Annotated in this window: 18 protein-coding genes; all 18 read left to right on the top strand. The window is 69.0% G+C overall.

Features of this window, described 5'->3' with window-relative positions:
* The first annotated feature begins 82 nt into the window (after positions 1-82).
* The 18 genes from ACIQJT_RS21855 to ACIQJT_RS21770 all read left to right on the top strand — a co-directional run bounded on the left by ACIQJT_RS21855 (position 83) and on the right by ACIQJT_RS21770 (position 16,518).
* Positions 83-1,189 (top strand): LCP family protein, encoded by a 1,107-nt coding sequence (locus tag ACIQJT_RS21855; RefSeq protein ID WP_402645858.1) that lies wholly within the window; start codon positions 83-85, stop codon positions 1,187-1,189.
* 150 nt (positions 1,190-1,339) lie between these two features.
* Complete coding sequence (rpmE, locus tag ACIQJT_RS21850; protein WP_007384712.1) at positions 1,340-1,558, top strand: 50S ribosomal protein L31; 219 nt, start codon at positions 1,340-1,342, stop codon at positions 1,556-1,558.
* A gap of 103 nt (positions 1,559-1,661) precedes the next feature.
* The gene (gene prfA / locus ACIQJT_RS21845; RefSeq protein WP_365461834.1) at positions 1,662-2,738 is read left to right on the top strand and encodes a peptide chain release factor 1; all 1,077 of its coding nucleotides are present in this window, start codon (positions 1,662-1,664) and stop codon (positions 2,736-2,738) included.
* Positions 2,739-2,779: 41 nt separating this feature from the next.
* Entirely contained in the window at positions 2,780-3,625 is an 846-nt protein-coding gene (prmC, locus tag ACIQJT_RS21840; protein WP_365461836.1) for a peptide chain release factor N(5)-glutamine methyltransferase, read from the top strand.
* A 52-nt stretch (positions 3,626-3,677) separates the two neighbouring features.
* The gene (locus ACIQJT_RS21835; RefSeq protein WP_020136571.1) at positions 3,678-4,325 is read left to right on the top strand and encodes an L-threonylcarbamoyladenylate synthase; all 648 of its coding nucleotides are present in this window, start codon (positions 3,678-3,680) and stop codon (positions 4,323-4,325) included.
* Positions 4,322-4,993 carry a low molecular weight phosphatase family protein gene (locus ACIQJT_RS21830; RefSeq protein ID WP_053850760.1) on the top strand — a complete coding sequence of 224 codons (672 nt, stop codon included), beginning with the start codon at positions 4,322-4,324 and terminating at the stop codon, positions 4,991-4,993. Before ACIQJT_RS21835 ends, ACIQJT_RS21830 begins: the two co-directional genes overlap by 4 nt.
* 154 nt (positions 4,994-5,147) lie before the next feature.
* On the top strand, positions 5,148-6,389 hold the full coding sequence (gene glyA / locus ACIQJT_RS21825; protein WP_402645853.1) for a serine hydroxymethyltransferase: 1,242 nt from the start codon (positions 5,148-5,150) through the stop codon (positions 6,387-6,389).
* 129 nt (positions 6,390-6,518) lie between these two features.
* Positions 6,519-7,826 carry an MraY family glycosyltransferase gene (locus ACIQJT_RS21820; RefSeq protein ID WP_365461841.1) on the top strand — a complete coding sequence of 436 codons (1,308 nt, stop codon included), beginning with the start codon at positions 6,519-6,521 and terminating at the stop codon, positions 7,824-7,826.
* A 307-nt stretch (positions 7,827-8,133) separates the two neighbouring features.
* Positions 8,134-8,565 (top strand): hypothetical protein, encoded by a 432-nt coding sequence (locus ACIQJT_RS21815; RefSeq protein WP_053850763.1) that lies wholly within the window; start codon positions 8,134-8,136, stop codon positions 8,563-8,565.
* Between the two features lie 225 nt (positions 8,566-8,790).
* The gene (atpB, locus tag ACIQJT_RS21810) at positions 8,791-9,615 is read left to right on the top strand and encodes a F0F1 ATP synthase subunit A (protein ID WP_053850764.1); all 825 of its coding nucleotides are present in this window, start codon (positions 8,791-8,793) and stop codon (positions 9,613-9,615) included.
* Between the two features lie 73 nt (positions 9,616-9,688).
* The gene (locus ACIQJT_RS21805) at positions 9,689-9,919 is read left to right on the top strand and encodes an ATP synthase subunit C (RefSeq protein ID WP_031040683.1); all 231 of its coding nucleotides are present in this window, start codon (positions 9,689-9,691) and stop codon (positions 9,917-9,919) included.
* Positions 9,920-9,961: 42 nt separating this feature from the next.
* Positions 9,962-10,513 (top strand): F0F1 ATP synthase subunit B, encoded by a 552-nt coding sequence (locus ACIQJT_RS21800; RefSeq protein WP_179200221.1) that lies wholly within the window; start codon positions 9,962-9,964, stop codon positions 10,511-10,513.
* Complete coding sequence (locus ACIQJT_RS21795; RefSeq protein ID WP_365461844.1) at positions 10,510-11,331, top strand: F0F1 ATP synthase subunit delta; 822 nt, start codon at positions 10,510-10,512, stop codon at positions 11,329-11,331. The genes ACIQJT_RS21800 and ACIQJT_RS21795 overlap by 4 nt, the downstream gene beginning before the upstream one ends.
* A 125-nt stretch (positions 11,332-11,456) precedes the next feature.
* Positions 11,457-13,046, top strand: coding sequence for a F0F1 ATP synthase subunit alpha (atpA, locus tag ACIQJT_RS21790; RefSeq protein WP_365461846.1), 1,590 nt, complete (start codon positions 11,457-11,459; stop codon positions 13,044-13,046).
* A gap of 21 nt (positions 13,047-13,067) precedes the next feature.
* Positions 13,068-13,985, top strand: coding sequence for a F0F1 ATP synthase subunit gamma (locus ACIQJT_RS21785; RefSeq protein ID WP_365461848.1), 918 nt, complete (start codon positions 13,068-13,070; stop codon positions 13,983-13,985).
* Positions 13,985-15,421, top strand: coding sequence for a F0F1 ATP synthase subunit beta (gene atpD, locus ACIQJT_RS21780; protein WP_365461850.1), 1,437 nt, complete (start codon positions 13,985-13,987; stop codon positions 15,419-15,421). The genes ACIQJT_RS21785 and atpD overlap by 1 nt, the downstream gene beginning before the upstream one ends.
* Positions 15,422-15,554: 133 nt before the next feature.
* On the top strand, positions 15,555-15,929 hold the full coding sequence (locus ACIQJT_RS21775) for a F0F1 ATP synthase subunit epsilon (RefSeq protein WP_053850769.1): 375 nt from the start codon (positions 15,555-15,557) through the stop codon (positions 15,927-15,929).
* Between the two features lie 142 nt (positions 15,930-16,071).
* Positions 16,072-16,518, top strand: a complete 447-nt coding sequence (locus ACIQJT_RS21770) for a DUF2550 domain-containing protein (RefSeq protein ID WP_355751279.1) — start codon at positions 16,072-16,074, stop codon at positions 16,516-16,518.
* Positions 16,519-16,762: the final 244 nt, after the last annotated feature.

The following is a 16,762-nucleotide window of genomic DNA, read 5'->3' as shown; positions in this document are numbered from 1 at the left end:
ACATGGTGCGGTACGGGTCTTCCGTGACCACGTCTGACCCTGAAAACAGGGGGTAACCGACCGGACGAGATTCGAGGAGCACATGTCAGCCGAGAGCACGCCGATACCCGGAGAACCGGGTGGCAAGGGACGCCGCCGCAAACCCCGCAGCAAGGGGCGCAAGGGCCTGCTGATCACGGCGTGGGTTGCCGCGGGGATCGTCGTGCTGGGCGGCACCGGGGCCGGCTACGTGTACTTCAAGCTCAACGGCAACATCAAGAGCGTCGACATCGACCAGGTCCTCGGCAGCGCCCGGCCCGCGAAGGCCGACAACGGCTCCGAGAACATCCTCGTCCTGGGCTCGGACACCCGCTCCGGCTCCAACCGGGAGCTCGGCGGGGGCACCGACGACGGCAGCGCCCGCTCCGACACCGCGATGATCATCCACGTGTACGAGGGCCACAAGAAGGCCGCCGTGGTCTCCCTACCGCGCGACACCCTGATCGACCGCCCGGAGTGCACCGACACCGACGGCAAGGAGCACGACGCCGCGACGGACGTCATGTTCAACTCCGCGTACACGACCGGCGGTGCGGCCTGTGCCGTCAAGACCGTCGAGACCATGACCGACATCCGCATGGACCACTACCTGGAGGTCGACTTCAGCGGCTTCGAGAAGCTGGTCGACGAACTCGGCGGGGTCACGGTCACCACGACCAGGGACATCAAGGACACCGACAGCCACCTCGACCTCAAGGCCGGCACCCACGAGCTCACCGGCGCGCAGGCCCTCGGTCTCGTCCGCACCCGGCACGGCGTCGGCGACGGCTCCGACCTCGGCCGCATCCAGCTCCAGCAGGCCTTCATCAAGGCGCTGGTCAAGCAGGTCAGGAGCGTCGGCGTGCTGGCCAGCCCCAAGAAGCTGTACGACCTCGCCGACACCGCCACCAAGGCCGTCACCACCGACTCCGACCTGGGCTCGGTGAACTCCCTGGTCTCCTTCGCGAGCGGTCTCAAGGGCATCAGCCCGTCGGACATGACCATGGTCACCCTGCCGGTCCGCTACGACCCGGCGAACCCCAACCGGGTCCTCGTCCAGGAGGCCAAGGCCCGGCAGATCTGGACGGCCCTGGAGCACGACCGGCCGATCCCGAGGTCGGCCACCGCCGACACGGCGACGGGCCAGGCCAAGGGCGTCGTGACCTCCTGAGGGAGCCGTCCGGAACGCGGGGGAATAGACGGGGGCACCCCCTCGTTTTGGGGGATGCGGCCAGTGCTGGCAGACTGGTACGTCGGCCCCGGTTCACGCTCCCGCAGCCCGCGGTGGCGACCCGGTGCCCTCCCGGAACTAGGAGACACCTTGAAGCGCGACATCCACCCCGAGTACGTCGAGACGCAGGTTTCCTGCACCTGCGGCGCGTCGTTCACCACCCGCAGCACGATCTCCAGCGGCACCATCCGCGCCGAGGTCTGCTCCGAGTGCCACCCGTTCTACACGGGCAAGCAGAAGATCCTCGACACCGGTGGCCGTGTGGCCCGCTTCGAGGCCCGCTTCGGCAAGGCTGCTGCCAAGAAGTAGCGAGCCACCAGCGCCGGTCCACGCCGCACTCCTCGGAGTGCGCCGGGACCGGCGTTTTTGGTCGCCCGCCCACCCTCTTTCTTACGCAGTTCAGGAGCCCAAGATGTTCGAGGCCGTCGAGGAACTCGTCGGTGAGCACGCCGACCTGGAGAAGAAGCTCGCCGACCCGTCGGTCCACTCCGACCAGGCCAACGCGCGCAAGCTGAACAAGCGCTACGCCGAGCTCACCCCGATCGTCGCCACGTACCGCTCCTGGAAGCAGACCGGCGACGACATCGAGACCGCGCGCGAACTGGGCGCCGACGACCCGGAGTTCGCCGCCGAGGTCAAGGAGCTGGAGAAGGCCCGCGAGGAGCTGACGGAGAAGCTGCGCCTCCTCCTCGTGCCCCGCGACCCCAGCGACGACAAGGACGTCATCCTCGAGATCAAGGCGGGCGCGGGCGGCGACGAGTCCGCGCTGTTCGCCGGCGACCTGCTGCGCATGTACCTGCGCTACGCCGAGCGCGTCGGCTGGAAGACCGAGATCATCGACGCCACCGAGTCCGAGCTGGGCGGTTACAAGGACGTCCAGGTCGCCGTGAAGACCAAGGGCGGCCAGGGCGCCACCGAGCCCGGACAGGGCGTGTGGGCCCGCCTCAAGTACGAGGGCGGGGTGCACCGGGTGCAGCGCGTCCCGGCGACGGAGTCCCAGGGCCGTATCCACACCTCCGCGGCCGGTGTGCTGGTCACGCCCGAGGCGGAGGAGGTCGACGTGGAGATCAACCCCAACGACCTGCGCATCGACGTCTACCGCTCCTCGGGGCCCGGCGGGCAGTCCGTCAACACGACCGACTCCGCCGTGCGCATCACGCACATCCCCACCGGAGTCGTCGCCTCCTGCCAGAACGAGAAGAGCCAGTTGCAGAACAAGGAGCAGGCCTTGCGTATCCTGCGCTCCAGGCTGCTCGCGGCGGCGCAGGAGGAGGCGGAGCGCAATGCCGCCGACGCCCGGCGCAGCCAGGTCCGCACCGTCGACCGCTCCGAGAAGATCCGCACGTACAACTTCCCGGAGAACCGCATCTCGGACCACCGCGTCGGCTTCAAGTCGTACAACCTGGACCAGGTCCTGGACGGCGACCTCGACGCGGTGATCCAGGCCTGTGTCGACGCGGACTCGGCAGCGAAGCTGGCAGCCGCCTGACAGGCACCTACGCACGACCGAGTACGACACGGAGGACTTGCGTGAACCTGCTGCTCGCAGAGGTGGCCCAGGCCACCCAGCGGCTGGCCGACGCCGGCGTGCCCTCGCCGCGCAACGACGCGGAGGAACTCGCCGCGTTCGTGCACGGCGTGAAGCGGGGCGAGCTGCACTCCGTGAAGGACGCGGACTTCGACGCCCGCTACTGGGAGGTCATCGCGCGCCGTGAGCAGCGCGAGCCGCTCCAGCACATCACCGGCCTCGCCTACTTCCGGTACCTCGAACTCCAGGTGGGGCCCGGGGTGTTCGTGCCCCGCCCGGAGACCGAGTCAGTGGTCGGGTGGGCCATAGACGCCGTCCGCGCGATGGACGTCGTCGAGCCGTGCATCGTCGACCTGTGCACCGGTTCCGGCGCCATCGCGCTGGCCCTCGCCCAGGAGGTCCCGCGCTCCCGCGTGCACGCCGTCGAGCTGTCCGAGGAAGCCCTGCGCTGGACCCGGAAGAACGTCGAGGGCTCCAGGGTCGACCTGCGGCAGGGCAACGCCCTGGACGCCTTCCGGGACCTCGACGGCCATGTCGACCTGGTCATCTCCAACCCTCCCTACATCCCGCTCACCGAGTGGGAGTACGTCGCCCCCGAGGCACGGGACTACGACCCCGAACTCGCCCTGTTCTCCGGCGAGGACGGCCTCGACCTCATCCGCGGTCTGGAACGGACCGCGCACCGGCTCCTGCGCCCCGGCGGCGTGGTCGTCATCGAGCACGCCGACACCCAGGGCGGCCAGGTGCCGTGGATCTTCACCGAGGAGCGGGGCTGGGCCGACGCGGCCGACCACCCCGACCTCAACAACCGCCCCCGGTTCGCCACGGCCCGCAAGGCACTGCCGTGAGTACGCCCCGCACTTCCATCCCGCAGTACGTGTACGAGGAGGCCCGCTAGATATGGCACGGCGATACGACACCAACGACGCGACCGACCGCACGACCGGTCTGCGCGAAGCCGCGTCCGCCGTCCGCCGTGGCGAGCTCGTGGTCCTCCCGACCGACACGGTGTACGGCATCGGCGCCGACGCGTTCTCCTCCGAGGCCGTCCACGACCTCCTGGAGGCCAAGGGCCGGGGCCGCAACATGCCCACTCCCGTGCTGATCGGCTCCCCGAACACCCTGCACGGTCTCGTCACCGACTTCTCCGAGCTGGCCTGGGAGCTCGTCGACGCCTTCTGGCCGGGCGCGCTCACGCTCGTCGCCAAGCACCAGCCGTCCCTCCAGTGGGACCTGGGCGACACCCGGGGCACGGTGGCCGTCCGGATGCCCCTGCACCCCGTCGCCATCGAGCTGCTGACCGAGGTCGGCCCCATGGCGGTCTCCTCCGCCAACCTCACCGGCCACCCGTCGCCGGAGACCTGCGACGCGGCCCAGGACATGCTCGGCGACTCGGTCTCCGTCTACCTCGACGGCGGCCCGACCCCCGGCAACGTCCCCTCCTCCATCGTCGACGTCACCCGCGAGGTGCCCCTGCTGCTGCGCGCGGGCGCGATCTCCGCGGACGAGCTCAGGAAGGTCGTACCCGACCTCGAGGTGGCGAATTGACGGCCCCTGACGCGGGGCGTGGCATATGGGACGGGGAAGAGACGCGGACCTTCACAGGGCTCCCGCGTGACAGCTTCCGCATCCTCCACGTCAGCACCGGCAACGTCTGCCGCTCGCCGATCACCGAGCGGCTGACCCGGCATGCCCTGGCGGACCGGCTCGGCGACCCGCTGTGGGGCGGCCTGGTGGTGGAGAGCGCGGGGACCTGGGGCCACGAGGGCGCGCCCATGGAGGCCAACGCGGAGACCGTCCTCGCCGAGTTCGGCGCGGACCCCTCCGGCTTCACGGGGCGGGAGCTGCTGGACGAGCACGTGATCATGGCGGACCTGGTCCTGACCGCCACCCGTGACCACCGCCAGCAGGTCATCTCCATGGGCCACTCGGCGGGCCTGCGCACCTTCACCCTGAAGGAGTTCACCCGCCTGGTGAAGGCGATAGACCCGGCGACCCTGCCGCCCCTGGAGGACGGCCTGGTGGTCCGCGCACGCGCCCTGGTCCGCGCGGCGGCCGCTCTACGCGGGTGGCTCCTGGCCCCGACCGCCGAGGCCGACGAGGTCTTCGACCCGTACGGCGCCCCGCTGACCTTCTTCCGCTCGATCGGCGACGAGATACACGAGGCGCTGGACCCGGTCGTCACGGCGCTGACGGGCGTTCCCGCGCGTACGTGACGCAGGGCGGCGCGTCGGGGCGGGGCCGCACGAGGCGCCGGCCCCGGTCCTCACCGCGGTCACCGGTGTACCCGCAAGGACGTAACGACCGGGCACCCCACGGGCCCCGGGCCTACATTGGACGTACGTCACCGTCGACGCCCCGGAGTCCACCATGTCGGTCACCCATGCGCCCCAGACCGCCGACGCCCTCGCGCGGCAGGACCCCGAGCTGGCCGAGATCCTGCTCGGGGAGCTCGACCGGCAGTCGTCGACGCTCCAGCTCGTCGCCGCCGAGAACTTCTGCTCGCCGGCCGTCCTGGCCGCGCTCGGCTCGCCGCTGGCCAACAAGTACGCCGAGGGCTACCCGGGCGCCCGTCACCACGGCGGCTGCGAGATCGTCGACGTGGCCGAACGGCTCGCCGTGGACCGCGCCAAGGCCCTCTTCGGCGCCGAGCACGCCAACGTGCAGTCCCACTCCGGCTCTTCGGCGGTCCTGGCCGCCTACGCCACGCTGCTGCGCCCCGGCGACACCGTCCTCGCCCTCGGCCTGCCCTACGGCGGCCACCTCACCCACGGCTCGCCCGCCAACTTCTCCGGCCGCTGGTTCGACTTCGTCCCCTACGGCGTCGACGCCGAGACCGGGCTCATCGACCACGACCAGGTGCGCGCCCTGGCCCGCACCCACCGCCCCAAGGCGATCGTCTGCGGTTCCATCGCCTACCCCCGGCACATCGACTACGCCTTCTTCCGCGAGGTCGCCGACGAGGTGGGCGCGTACCTCATCGCCGACGCCGCCCACCCCATCGGGCTCGTCGCCGGGGGAGCGGCGCCCAGTCCGGTGCCGTACGCCGACGTCGTCTGCGCCACCACGCACAAGGTGCTGCGCGGCCCCCGCGGCGGAATGATCCTCTGCGGGAGCGAACTGGCCGAGCGGGTCGACCGGGCCGTCTTCCCGTTCACCCAGGGCGGCGCCCAGATGCACACCATCGCCGCGAAGGCGGTCGCCTTCGGCGAGGCGGCGACCCCGGCGTTCACCGCGTACGCCCGTCAGGTGGTCGCCAACGCGCGGGTCCTCGCGGCCGGGCTGGCCGACGAGGGGTTCGCGGTCACCACCGGCGGCACCGACACCCACCTGGTGACGGCCGATCCGGCACCGCTCGGCGTCGAGGGGCGCACGGCACGGGGCCGGCTGGCGGCCGGGGGGATGGTGCTCGACTGCTGTGCGCTGCCGCACGCGGACACCCGCGGACTCCGCCTCGGCACCGCCGCCGTCACCACCCAGGGCATGGCCGAGAAGGAGATGACGAGGATCGCCGCCCTGCTCGCGGGGGTGGTGCGCGGCGAGGTCGAGAGCGCCCGGGCACGTGAAGAAGTGCGGGACCTGGTCGGCGGATTTCCGCCGTATCCGGCCTGAGCGGGGGTATCCGCACCTGCGTGCACAGCCGCGCGTGCAACCATCGGCTCTACCCGGAAGTCCACAACCATATGCGTGCGTCGCTAGGGTGTGGGGCTGAGATGGCCAGCGAGACCTGTGGGGAAGCCTGTGCGTGAATACCTGCTGACGCTCTGCATCACGGCCGCGGTGACGTATCTGCTGACAGGGCCGGTACGGAAGTTCGCGATCGTGGCCGGAGCGATGCCGGAGATCAGGGCCCGTGACGTGCACCGGGAACCGACTCCGCGGCTCGGCGGTATCGCCATGTTCTTCGGACTGTGCGCGGGCCTGCTGGTCGCCGACCACCTGACCAACCTCAGCGAGGTCTTCGAGAAGTCGAACGAACCGCGTGCGCTGCTCTCCGGGGCGGCCCTGATCTGGCTGATCGGCGTCCTGGACGACAAGTTCGAGATCGACGCCCTGATCAAGCTGGGCGGCCAGATGATCGCCGCGGGCGTGATGGTCATGCAGGGTCTGACGATCCTGTGGCTGCCCATCCCCAGCGTGGGCTCGGTCGCGCTGACCCAGTGGCAGGGCACCCTGCTGACGGTCGCGTTGGTCGTCATCACCATCAACGCGGTGAACTTCGTCGACGGCCTCGACGGTCTCGCGGCCGGCATGGTCTGCATCGCGGCGGCGGCGTTCTTCCTGTACGCCTACCGCATCTGGTACTCGTACGGCATCGAGGCGGCCGCCCCGGCCACGCTGTTCTCGGCGATCCTGATGGGCATGTGCCTGGGCTTCCTGCCGCACAACATGCACCCCGCGCGGATCTTCATGGGCGACTCCGGCTCGATGCTCATCGGCCTGGTGCTGGCGGCGGGCGCGATCTCCATCACGGGGCAGATCGACCCGGACGCCCTCAAGCTGTTCGCCGGCTCCGAGAAGGCGGCCGTGCACCAGACGGTCCCCGTCTACATCCCGCTGCTGCTGCCGCTGACCATCATCGCGGTGCCGGCCGCCGACCTGATCTCGGCGATCGTGCGCCGCACCTGGCGCGGCCAGTCGCCGTTCGCCGCGGACCGCGGGCATCTGCACCACCGGCTCCTGGAGATCGGGCACTCGCACAGCCGGGCGGTGTGGATCATGTACTTCTGGTCGGCGCTGATCGCCTTCGGCTCGCTCGCCTACTCGGTGAACTCCGCGTCCATGTGGATCGTGCTCGGCGTCGTGTTCCTCAGCGCGATCGGGCTGGTGCTGCTCCTGCTGCCGCGCTTCACCCCGCGCGTCCCGATGTGGGCCCAGCACATCGTGCCGCCGCGCTACCGCCGCCGTCGGCGTGCCGTGGTCGCGGAGCCCGCCGAGCCGGAGCAGCGCGCTCCGGTGGCCGTCGGGGTGGCGGGTGTCAATGGCGCGACCGCGCTGGGCGCCCGTTCGCACGTCCCGGAGAGGCGTAAGGCCGAGACCTCGCGCTGACGCCCAAGGTAAGAATCTGACTAAAGCATTGCCAACGCGTGGGACTTGGCCGGGGTGACAAACCGCCCTCATACCAGACAACTCGACCGCGTTCCTGCACAGACGCGCAGCTTCACTCTCATGTGTGACAGCAGGCACACCTTCTAGGTAAAGACCGCATCAAATAGTTTGTGATACGGTTCACGAGAACCCGGGACAGAGCCGAAGGACCGCAGTGCGACGGCCCCTTGGCGTGAGGGTCACTCTCAGCCCGGGACTAGGCTCGTCCATGACGACACACCCCCCCTTTGAAAGCGGAGTTGCCGCCATGCCGTCCAACGACGTCCGGATCCTGGCTCAGGCCGCCGTGCCCACGGCCGCCGTCGGCGCTGTCGCCGCCGTCGTCAGCGGTGTGGTCGCCGGTGGCAAGGGCGCGGTCGGGGCGGGAGTGGCGACGCTGGTCGTGATCCTCTTCATGGGCATCGGCCTCTACGTCCTGCAGCGCACTGCCAAATCGCTTCCGCACCTCTTCCAGGCGATGGGCCTGATGCTCTACACGGCTCAGATCCTGCTGCTGTTCGTCTTCGTCGCGGTGTTCAAGAACACCACGCTGTTCCACCCCAAGGCTTTCGCTCTCACGCTCGTCGTCGGCACCCTCACCTGGATCGCCGCACAGACACGCGCCCACATGAAGTCCAAGATCCTCTACGTCGAACCCGATTCGGGCTCCAAGCCCGAAAAGACGGGGCACTCGTCGTGAGAGGTAGGGCCGGGATAAATGCGACTGAGAGACCCTGCTATCGTCCGGTGCCAACTGCGGCATCGCGGGCGCGGGCATCGGAGCTGACGCCTGCTCGAACGCGAGGCTCGATGCCCCCCGGCCGCCCCCACATCCGTTCCACCAGTCCCGTGCCGAACTGCGGCCTACCGCCGCGCCGACACAACGAGGTTGCCGTACCTATGCGCCACGACGAAGGAGCCCGCGGTGAGTGCTGACCCGACGCAGACGCTCGCTTTCGACACGAGCTGTCACCTGTTCGACGGGTGTGGCTTCCCGGCTCCGGGCCTGCACTCGTTCATGTTCGAGCCCCTGTGGGGCGACGCGGACGGCAACGGCCTCTACTTCAACAAGCCGATGCTGCTGGCCCTGCTCGGCTCGGTCATCATCGTGGGCTTCTTCTGGGCCGCCTTCGCCCGTCCGAAGGTCGTCCCCGGCAAGCTCCAGATGATCGCCGAGGCCGGCTACGACTTCGTCCGCCGCGGCGTCGTCTACGAGACGATCGGCAAGAAGGAGGGCGAGAAGTACGTACCGCTCGCCGTCTCGCTGTTCTTCTTCATCTGGATGCTCAACCTGTGGTCGATCATCCCGGTGGCCTCCTTCCCGGTGACGTCGATCATCGCCTACCCGGCAGTGCTGGCCGCGATCGTCTACATCACCTGGGTCTCGCTGACCTTCAAGCGGCACGGCTTCGTCGGTTTCTTCAAGAACGTGACGGGCTACGACAAGTCGCTCGGCGCCGTGCTGCCGCTGGCCATGGTCATCGAGTTCTTCTCGAACCTGCTGGTGCGCCCGTTCACGCACGCCGTGCGACTCTTCGCGAACATGTTCGCCGGCCACACCCTGCTGCTGCTCTTCACGATCGCCAGCTGGTACATGCTGAACGGCATCGGCATCGCCTACTCCGGCGTCTCGTTCGTGATGGTCATCGTGATGACGGCCTTCGAGCTCTTCATCCAGGCGGTCCAGGCGTACGTCTTCGTCCTCCTGACCTGCACCTACATCCAGGGCGCGCTCGCCGAGCACCACTGAGCACCGTCCCGCCACCCCAGAGACATCCGGTGGCCAACCCCCACCGGTCACTGAAAGAGAAGGAAGAACCGGCATGTCCGCTCTCCAGACCCTCGCTGCGGTCGAAGGCAACCTCGGCTCCATCGGTTACGGCCTCGCCGCGATCGGCCCGGGCGTCGGCGTCGGCATCATCTTCGGCAACGGCACCCAGGCCCTCGCCCGCCAGCCCGAGGCGGCCGGCCTCATCCGCGGTAACCAGATCCTCGGCTTCGCGTTCTGTGAGGCGCTGGCCCTCATCGGCCTCGTCATGCCGTTCGTCTACTAAGACGAACCACGACGACAGCCCCATTCGACGAAAGGCACTGATGTGAACCACGCACTGGTTCAGCTTGCGGCCGAGGCGGAGAAGGAGAATCCCCTCATTCCGCCGTGGCCGGAGCTCGTCATCGGCCTGATCGCCTTCGTCATCGTCTTCGGCTTCCTCGCCAAGAAGCTCCTCCCGACCATCAACAAGGTTCTGGAAGAGCGTCGCGAGGCCATCGAGGGCGGTATCGAGAAGGCCGAGGCCGCGCAGACCGAGGCCCAGAGCGTCCTTGAGCAGTACAAGGCACAGCTCGCCGAGGCCCGCCACGAGGCCGCGCGCCTGCGCCAGGAGGCTCAGGAGCAGGGCGCCACGCTCATCGCCGAGATGCGCGCGGAAGGCCAGCGGCAGCGCGAGGAGATCGTCGCCGCCGGTCACGCGCAGATCGAGGCCGACCGCAAGGCCGCCGCGTCCGCGCTGCGCCAGGACGTGGGCAAGCTCGCCACCGAACTGGCCGGCAAGCTCGTCGGCGAGTCCCTCGAGGACCACGCCCGGCAGAGCCGCGTGATCGACCGCTTCCTCGACGACCTCGAGGAGACGGCCGAGGCGGCCCGATGACGGCGCACGGAGCGAGCCGCGAGGCCCTGGCAGCCGCACGCGAGCGTCTCGACGCGCTGACGGACAACACGTCCGTGGACGCCGGCTCGCTCGCCGACGAGCTGGCCGCCGTCACCGCGCTGCTGGACCGCGAGGTGTCGCTGCGTCGGGTCCTGACCGACCCGGCGCAGGCCGGCGAGGCCAAGGCCGAACTGGCCCAGCGCCTGATCGGCACGCAGGTCGGCGGCGCCGCCGCGGACCTGGTGGCCGGCATGGTGCGCTCCCGCTGGTCGCAGTCGCGCGACCTGGTGGACGCGCTGGAGGAGCTGGCGAGCATCGCCGACCTCACCGCCGCCCAGCGGCGGGGCAAGCTCGACAACGTCGAGGACGAGCTGTTCCGGTTCGGCCGGATCATCTCCTCGAACACCGAGCTGCGCGCCGCGCTGACGAACCGCGCCGCGACGGCGTCGGCCAAGGGCGAGCTGCTGCGCAGCCTGCTCGGCGGCCGTGCCGATGCGACGACCGAGCGACTGGTGACGCGCCTTGTGGCCGCGCCCCGGGGACGTAGCCTGGAGGCGGGACTGGAGTTCCTGTCCAAGCTCGCCGCCGAGCGCCGGGACCGCACGGTGGCCGTCGTCACCTCGGCGGTTCCGCTGAGCGACCAGCAGAAACTGCGTCTGGGCGGTGCCCTGGCGAAGCTCTACGGCCGCCAGATGCACCTCAACCTCGACGTGGACCCCGCGGTCCTCGGCGGGATCCGGGTGCAGGTCGGCGACGAGGTCATCAACGGCTCCGTCGCGGACCGCATCGAGGACGCCGGCCGCCGCCTGGCGGGCTAGCAGCAACTTCATAGCAGTACGTACGGACGACGGCCCTGGTTGGGCCGTACATGAAGAATCCTGGGGGTCGCCCCCAGACCCCCAAAGTGAAACTTCGGGCCCAACAAGGAGAGCAGGGAACCCAGATGGCGGAGCTCACGATCCGGCCGGAGGAGATCCGGGACGCGCTGGAGAACTTCGTCCAGTCGTACAAGCCGGACGCGGCCTCGCGCGAGGAGGTCGGTACGGTCACCCTTGCCGGCGACGGCATCGCGAAGGTCGAGGGTCTGCCCTCGGCCATGGCCAACGAACTGCTGAAGTTCGAGGACGGCACCCTCGGCCTCGCGCTCAACCTGGAAGAGCGCGAGATCGGCGCCATCGTCCTCGGTGAGTTCAGCGGCATCGAGGAGGGTCAGCCGGTCTCCCGTACCGGTGAGGTCCTCTCCGTGGCCGTCGGCGAGGGCTACCTCGGCCGCGTCGTCGACCCGCTCGGCAACCCGATCGACGGCCTCGGCGAGATCGAGACCACCGGCCGCCGCGCCCTCGAACTGCAGGCCCCCACGGTCATGCAGCGCAAGTCGGTGCACGAGCCGATGGAGACCGGCTACAAGGCCGTCGACGCGATGACCCCGATCGGCCGTGGCCAGCGTCAGCTGATCATCGGTGACCGTCAGACCGGCAAGACCGCCCTGGCCGTCGACACGATCATCAACCAGCGCGACAACTGGCGCTCGGGCGACGTGAACAAGCAGGTCCGCTGCATCTACGTCGCCATCGGTCAGAAGGGCTCCACCATCGCCTCCGTGCGCGGTGCCCTCGAAGAGGCCGGCGCGCTGGAGTACACGACCATCGTCGCCGCCCCGGCGTCCGACCCGGCCGGCTTCAAGTACCTGGCGCCGTACACCGGTTCGGCCATCGGCCAGCAGTGGATGTACGAGGGCAAGCACGTCCTCATCATCTTCGACGACCTCTCGAAGCAGGCCGACGCCTACCGCGCCGTGTCCCTGCTGCTGCGCCGCCCGCCGGGCCGTGAGGCCTACCCGGGTGACGTCTTCTACCTGCACTCCCGTCTGCTGGAGCGCTGCGCGAAGCTCTCCGACGACATGGGCAAGGGCTCGATGACGGGTCTGCCGATCGTCGAGACCAAGGCCAACGACGTCTCGGCGTTCATCCCGACCAACGTCATCTCCATCACCGACGGCCAGTGCTTCCTGGAGTCGGACCTGTTCAACGCCGGTCAGCGCCCCGCGCTGAACGTCGGTATCTCCGTCTCCCGAGTCGGTGGTTCCGCGCAGCACAAGGCGATGAAGCAGGTCTCCGGTCGTCTGCGCGTGGACCTCGCCCAGTTCCGTGAGCTGGAGGCGTTCGCCGCCTTCGGTTCCGACCTGGACGCCGCGTCGAAGGCGCAGCTCGAGCGCGGCCAGCGCATGGTCGAACTGCTCAAGCAGCCCCAGTACCAGCCGATGGCGACCGAGGACCAGGTCGTCTCCGTCTGGGCGGGCACCACCGGCAAGATGGACGACGTGCCGGTCAACGACATCCGCCGCTTCGAGAAGGAGCTCCTGGAGTACCTGCACCGCAAGGAGCAGGGCCTCATGACCTCCATCAAGGAGGGCGGCAAGATGTCGGACGACACCCTCACCGCTGTTGCCGACGCGATCGCCGACTTCAAGAAGCAGTTCGAGACCTCGGACGGCAAGCTTCTCGGCGAGGACGCCCCGGCCGCCGCCAAGTGACGTAAGGAAGGGACCTGACTCATGGGAGCCCAGCTCCGGGTCTACAAGCGTCGCATCCGATCCGTCACCGCGACCAAGAAGATCACCAAGGCGATGGAGATGATCGCCGCCTCGCGCGTCATCAAGGCGCAGCGCAAGGTGGCGGCCTCCACGCCGTACGCGACCGAGCTCACGCGCGCGGTCACGGCGGTCGGTACCGGCTCGAACACGAAGCACCCGCTGACCACGAAGGCCGACACGGTCACGCGGTCCGCGGTGCTGCTCCTGACGAGCGACCGCGGTCTGGCCGGCGCCTTCAACTCCAACGCCATCAAGCAGGCGGAGCGGCTCACCGAGCGGCTGGAGCGCGAAGGCCAGGAGGTCGAGATCTACGTCGTCGGCCGCCGTGGTGTCGCGCACTACAACTTCCGTGAGCGCAAGATCGCGGAGTCGTGGACCGGCTTCACCGACGAGCCCACGTACGCGGACGCCAAGAAGGTCGCGGGCCCGCTGATCGAGGCCATCGAGAAGGACACGGCCGAGGGCGGTGTGGACGAACTCCACATCGTGTTCACCGAGTTCGTCTCGATGATGACGCAGACGGCGCTCGACGACCGTCTGCTGCCGCTCAGCCTCGAAGAGGTGGCGAAGGAGGCCAAGCCGCAGGGCGAGATCCTCCCGCTCTACGACTTCGAGCCCTCGGCGGAGGACGTCCTCGACGCCCTGCTGCCGCGCTACGTGGAGAGCCGTATCTACAACGCGCTGCTCCAGTCGGCCGCCTCCAAGCACGCCGCCACGCGGCGCGCGATGAAGTCGGCCACCGACAACGCGGGAGAGCTCATCACCACGCTCTCCCGACTTGCCAACGCGGCCCGCCAGGCCGAAATCACCCAGGAAATCAGCGAGATCGTCGGTGGCTCCGCAGCCCTGGCCGACGCGACCGCGGGGAGTGACAGGTAATGACGACGACAGTTGAGACGGCCGTTGCCACGGGCCGCGTCGCCCGGGTCATCGGCCCGGTCGTCGACGTGGAGTTCCCCGTCGACGCGATGCCGGAGATTTACAACGCCCTTCACGTCGAGGTGGCCGACCCGGCCCAGGACGGCGCGAAGAAGACGCTGACCCTGGAGGTCGCCCAGCACCTGGGTGACGGCCTGGTCCGCACCATCTCCATGCAGCCCACCGACGGTCTGGTCCGCCAGGCCCCGGTCACCGACACCGGCACGGGCATCACCGTCCCGGTCGGCGACTTCACCAAGGGCAAGGTGTTCAACACCCTCGGTGAGGTGCTGAACGTCGACGAGCAGTACGACGGCGAGCGCTGGTCCATCCACCGCAAGGCCCCGAACTTCGACGAGCTCGAGTCGAAGACCGAGATGTTCGAGACCGGCGTCAAGGTCATCGACCTCCTCACCCCGTACGTCAAGGGTGGAAAGATCGGTCTGTTCGGCGGTGCCGGCGTCGGCAAGACGGTGCTCATCCAGGAGATGATCTACCGCGTCGCCAACAACCACGACGGTGTCTCCGTGTTCGCCGGTGTCGGCGAGCGCACCCGTGAGGGCAACGACCTCATCGAGGAGATGTCGGACTCCGGCGTCATCGACAAGACCGCGCTGGTCTTCGGTCAGATGGACGAGCCCCCGGGCACCCGTCTGCGCGTGGCGCTGGCCGGTCTGACCATGGCGGAGTACTTCCGCGATGTGCAGAAGCAGGACGTGCTGTTCTTCATCGACAACATCTTCCGCTTCACCCAGGCCGGTTCCGAGGTGTCGACCCTGCTCGGCCGTATGCCCTCCGCGGTGGGCTACCAGCCGAACCTGGCCGACGAGATGGGTCTCCTCCAGGAGCGCATCACCTCGACCCGTGGTCACTCGATCACCTCGATGCAGGCGATCTACGTCCCCGCGGACGACCTGACCGACCCGGCCCCGGCCACCACCTTCGCCCACCTCGACGCGACGACGGTTCTGTCCCGTCCGATCTCCGAGAAGGGCATCTACCCGGCCGTGGACCCGCTGGACTCCACGTCCCGGATCCTGGACCCGCGCTACATCGCGCAGGACCACTACGACACCGCCATGCGCGTCAAGGGGATCCTCCAGAAGTACAAGGACCTCCAGGACATCATCGCGATCCTCGGCATCGACGAGCTCAGCGAGGAGGACAAGCTGGTCGTCCAGCGTGCCCGCCGCGTCGAGCGCTTCCTGTCGCAGAACACCCACGTCGCCAAGCAGTTCACCGGCGTCGACGGTTCGGACGTGCCGCTGGACGAGTCGATCACCGCGTTCAACGCGATCTGTGACGGCGAGTTCGACCACTTCCCGGAGCAGGCGTTCTTCATGTGCGGTGGCCTGGAGGACCTCAAGGCCAACGCCAAGGAGCTCGGCGTCTCCTGAACTGCCTGAGTTCTGAGTGAACCCTGTGGTTCACACGTGAGGGGGCGGGGCACGTCCCGCCCCCTCATTCACGCCCACTAGACTTGTAACCAACACCCGGCCGAACCGCCGGGTGGTGACCCGAGGAGCCACCTTGGCTGCTGAGCTGCACGTCGCGCTGGTCGCGGCCGACCGAGAGGTCTGGTCCGGCGAGGCCACCCTGGTCGTCGCGCGCACCACGTCCGGCGACATCGGCGTCATGCCCGGTCACCAGCCGCTGCTCGGTGTGCTGGAGTCGGGCCCGGTGACCATCCGCACGAGCGACGGCGGGACGGTCGTCGCCGCGGTGCACGGCGGTTTCATCTCGTTCGCCGACAACAAGCTGTCGCTGCTGGCCGAGATCGCCGAGCTGTCGGACGAGATCGACGTCCAGCGCGCGGAGCGGGAGCTGGAGCGCGCGAAGGCGGAGGGCGATGCCGCCGCCGAGCGTCGCGCGGACGTACGACTGCGTGCGGCGGCGACGCGCTGAGACCGCGCGGAGCCGTATGACGTCCCTCAGCCGCGGCCGGCACCGGAGTGATCCGGAGCCGGTCGCGGCTGAGGCAGATCTGGATGTTTTTTCCGTTCCGTTACCTATTGAAGGTACCTAGGAGACGAGGAGGTCGGTGTCGATGGTCCTCGCTCTGACTGTGTGCGGAATCGTCGTGGCCCTGGTGGTACTGGGGCTGTTCGTCTTCGGTCTGCGGCGCAGACTCATCCAGCGCTCCGGCGGTACCTTCGACTGTTCCCTGCGCTGGGACGTCCCGGAGAAGACCGACACCAGCGGCAAGGGCTGGAGCTACGGCGTGGCCCGCTACAACGGCGACCGCGTCGAGTGGTACCGCGTCTTCTCCTACGCCTATCGCCCGCGCCGCGTCCTGGAGCGGGCCGCGATCGAGGTGGCCGGCCGCCGTCTTCCCGACGGGGAGGAGGAGATGGCCCTTCTCTCCGACGCCGTGATCCTGACCTGTCTGCACCGCGGCACGCGCCTTGAACTGGCCATGAGCGAGGACGCGCTGACCGGTTTCCTCGCGTGGCTGGAGGCAGCTCCCCCCGGTCAGCGTGTCAACGTGGCCTGAGGAGCCGAGGGTCACGGTGACGCTGACGGGCCAGGCGGCCAGGAGTGCCGCGACCGTCGTCCCGGCGAACATCCCCACGTAGGCCGTCCTGGGCCTGGCAGAAGGGGCGCCGGAGTTTCGCCTGTTGCTTGACCTGCGTTTCATTCTTCCCCCCGAATGAGTCATTCCGCTTGCGGTCGAGATATCGATTGTTCCCGCTCGGGAGCTGTCTCTCGGCCGCTGATGGTCCCTCGGTGAGGGCCGA

Origin of the sequence: Streptomyces sp. NPDC091972 (genome assembly GCF_044756385.1) — a bacterium.
Lineage (GTDB): Bacteria > Actinomycetota > Actinomycetes > Streptomycetales > Streptomycetaceae > Streptomyces.
This window is presented reverse-complemented; position numbering and strand designations above follow the sequence as displayed.

Coding starts and splice junctions, on each gene's coding strand:
- ACIQJT_RS21795 (WP_365461844.1), top strand. CDS start 10,510: ATGACGGCGCACGGAGCGAGCCGCGAGGCCCTGGCAGCCGCACGCGAG.
- atpA (WP_365461846.1), top strand. CDS start 11,457: ATGGCGGAGCTCACGATCCGGCCGGAGGAGATCCGGGACGCGCTGGAG.
- ACIQJT_RS21770 (WP_355751279.1), top strand. CDS start 16,072: ATGGTCCTCGCTCTGACTGTGTGCGGAATCGTCGTGGCCCTGGTGGTA.
- ACIQJT_RS21835 (WP_020136571.1), top strand. CDS start 3,678: ATGGCACGGCGATACGACACCAACGACGCGACCGACCGCACGACCGGT.
- ACIQJT_RS21855 (WP_402645858.1), top strand. CDS start 83: ATGTCAGCCGAGAGCACGCCGATACCCGGAGAACCGGGTGGCAAGGGA.
- ACIQJT_RS21805 (WP_031040683.1), top strand. CDS start 9,689: ATGTCCGCTCTCCAGACCCTCGCTGCGGTCGAAGGCAACCTCGGCTCC.
- glyA (WP_402645853.1), top strand. CDS start 5,148: ATGTCGGTCACCCATGCGCCCCAGACCGCCGACGCCCTCGCGCGGCAG.
- ACIQJT_RS21785 (WP_365461848.1), top strand. CDS start 13,068: ATGGGAGCCCAGCTCCGGGTCTACAAGCGTCGCATCCGATCCGTCACC.
- atpD (WP_365461850.1), top strand. CDS start 13,985: ATGACGACGACAGTTGAGACGGCCGTTGCCACGGGCCGCGTCGCCCGG.
- prfA (WP_365461834.1), top strand. CDS start 1,662: ATGTTCGAGGCCGTCGAGGAACTCGTCGGTGAGCACGCCGACCTGGAG.
- ACIQJT_RS21815 (WP_053850763.1), top strand. CDS start 8,134: ATGCCGTCCAACGACGTCCGGATCCTGGCTCAGGCCGCCGTGCCCACG.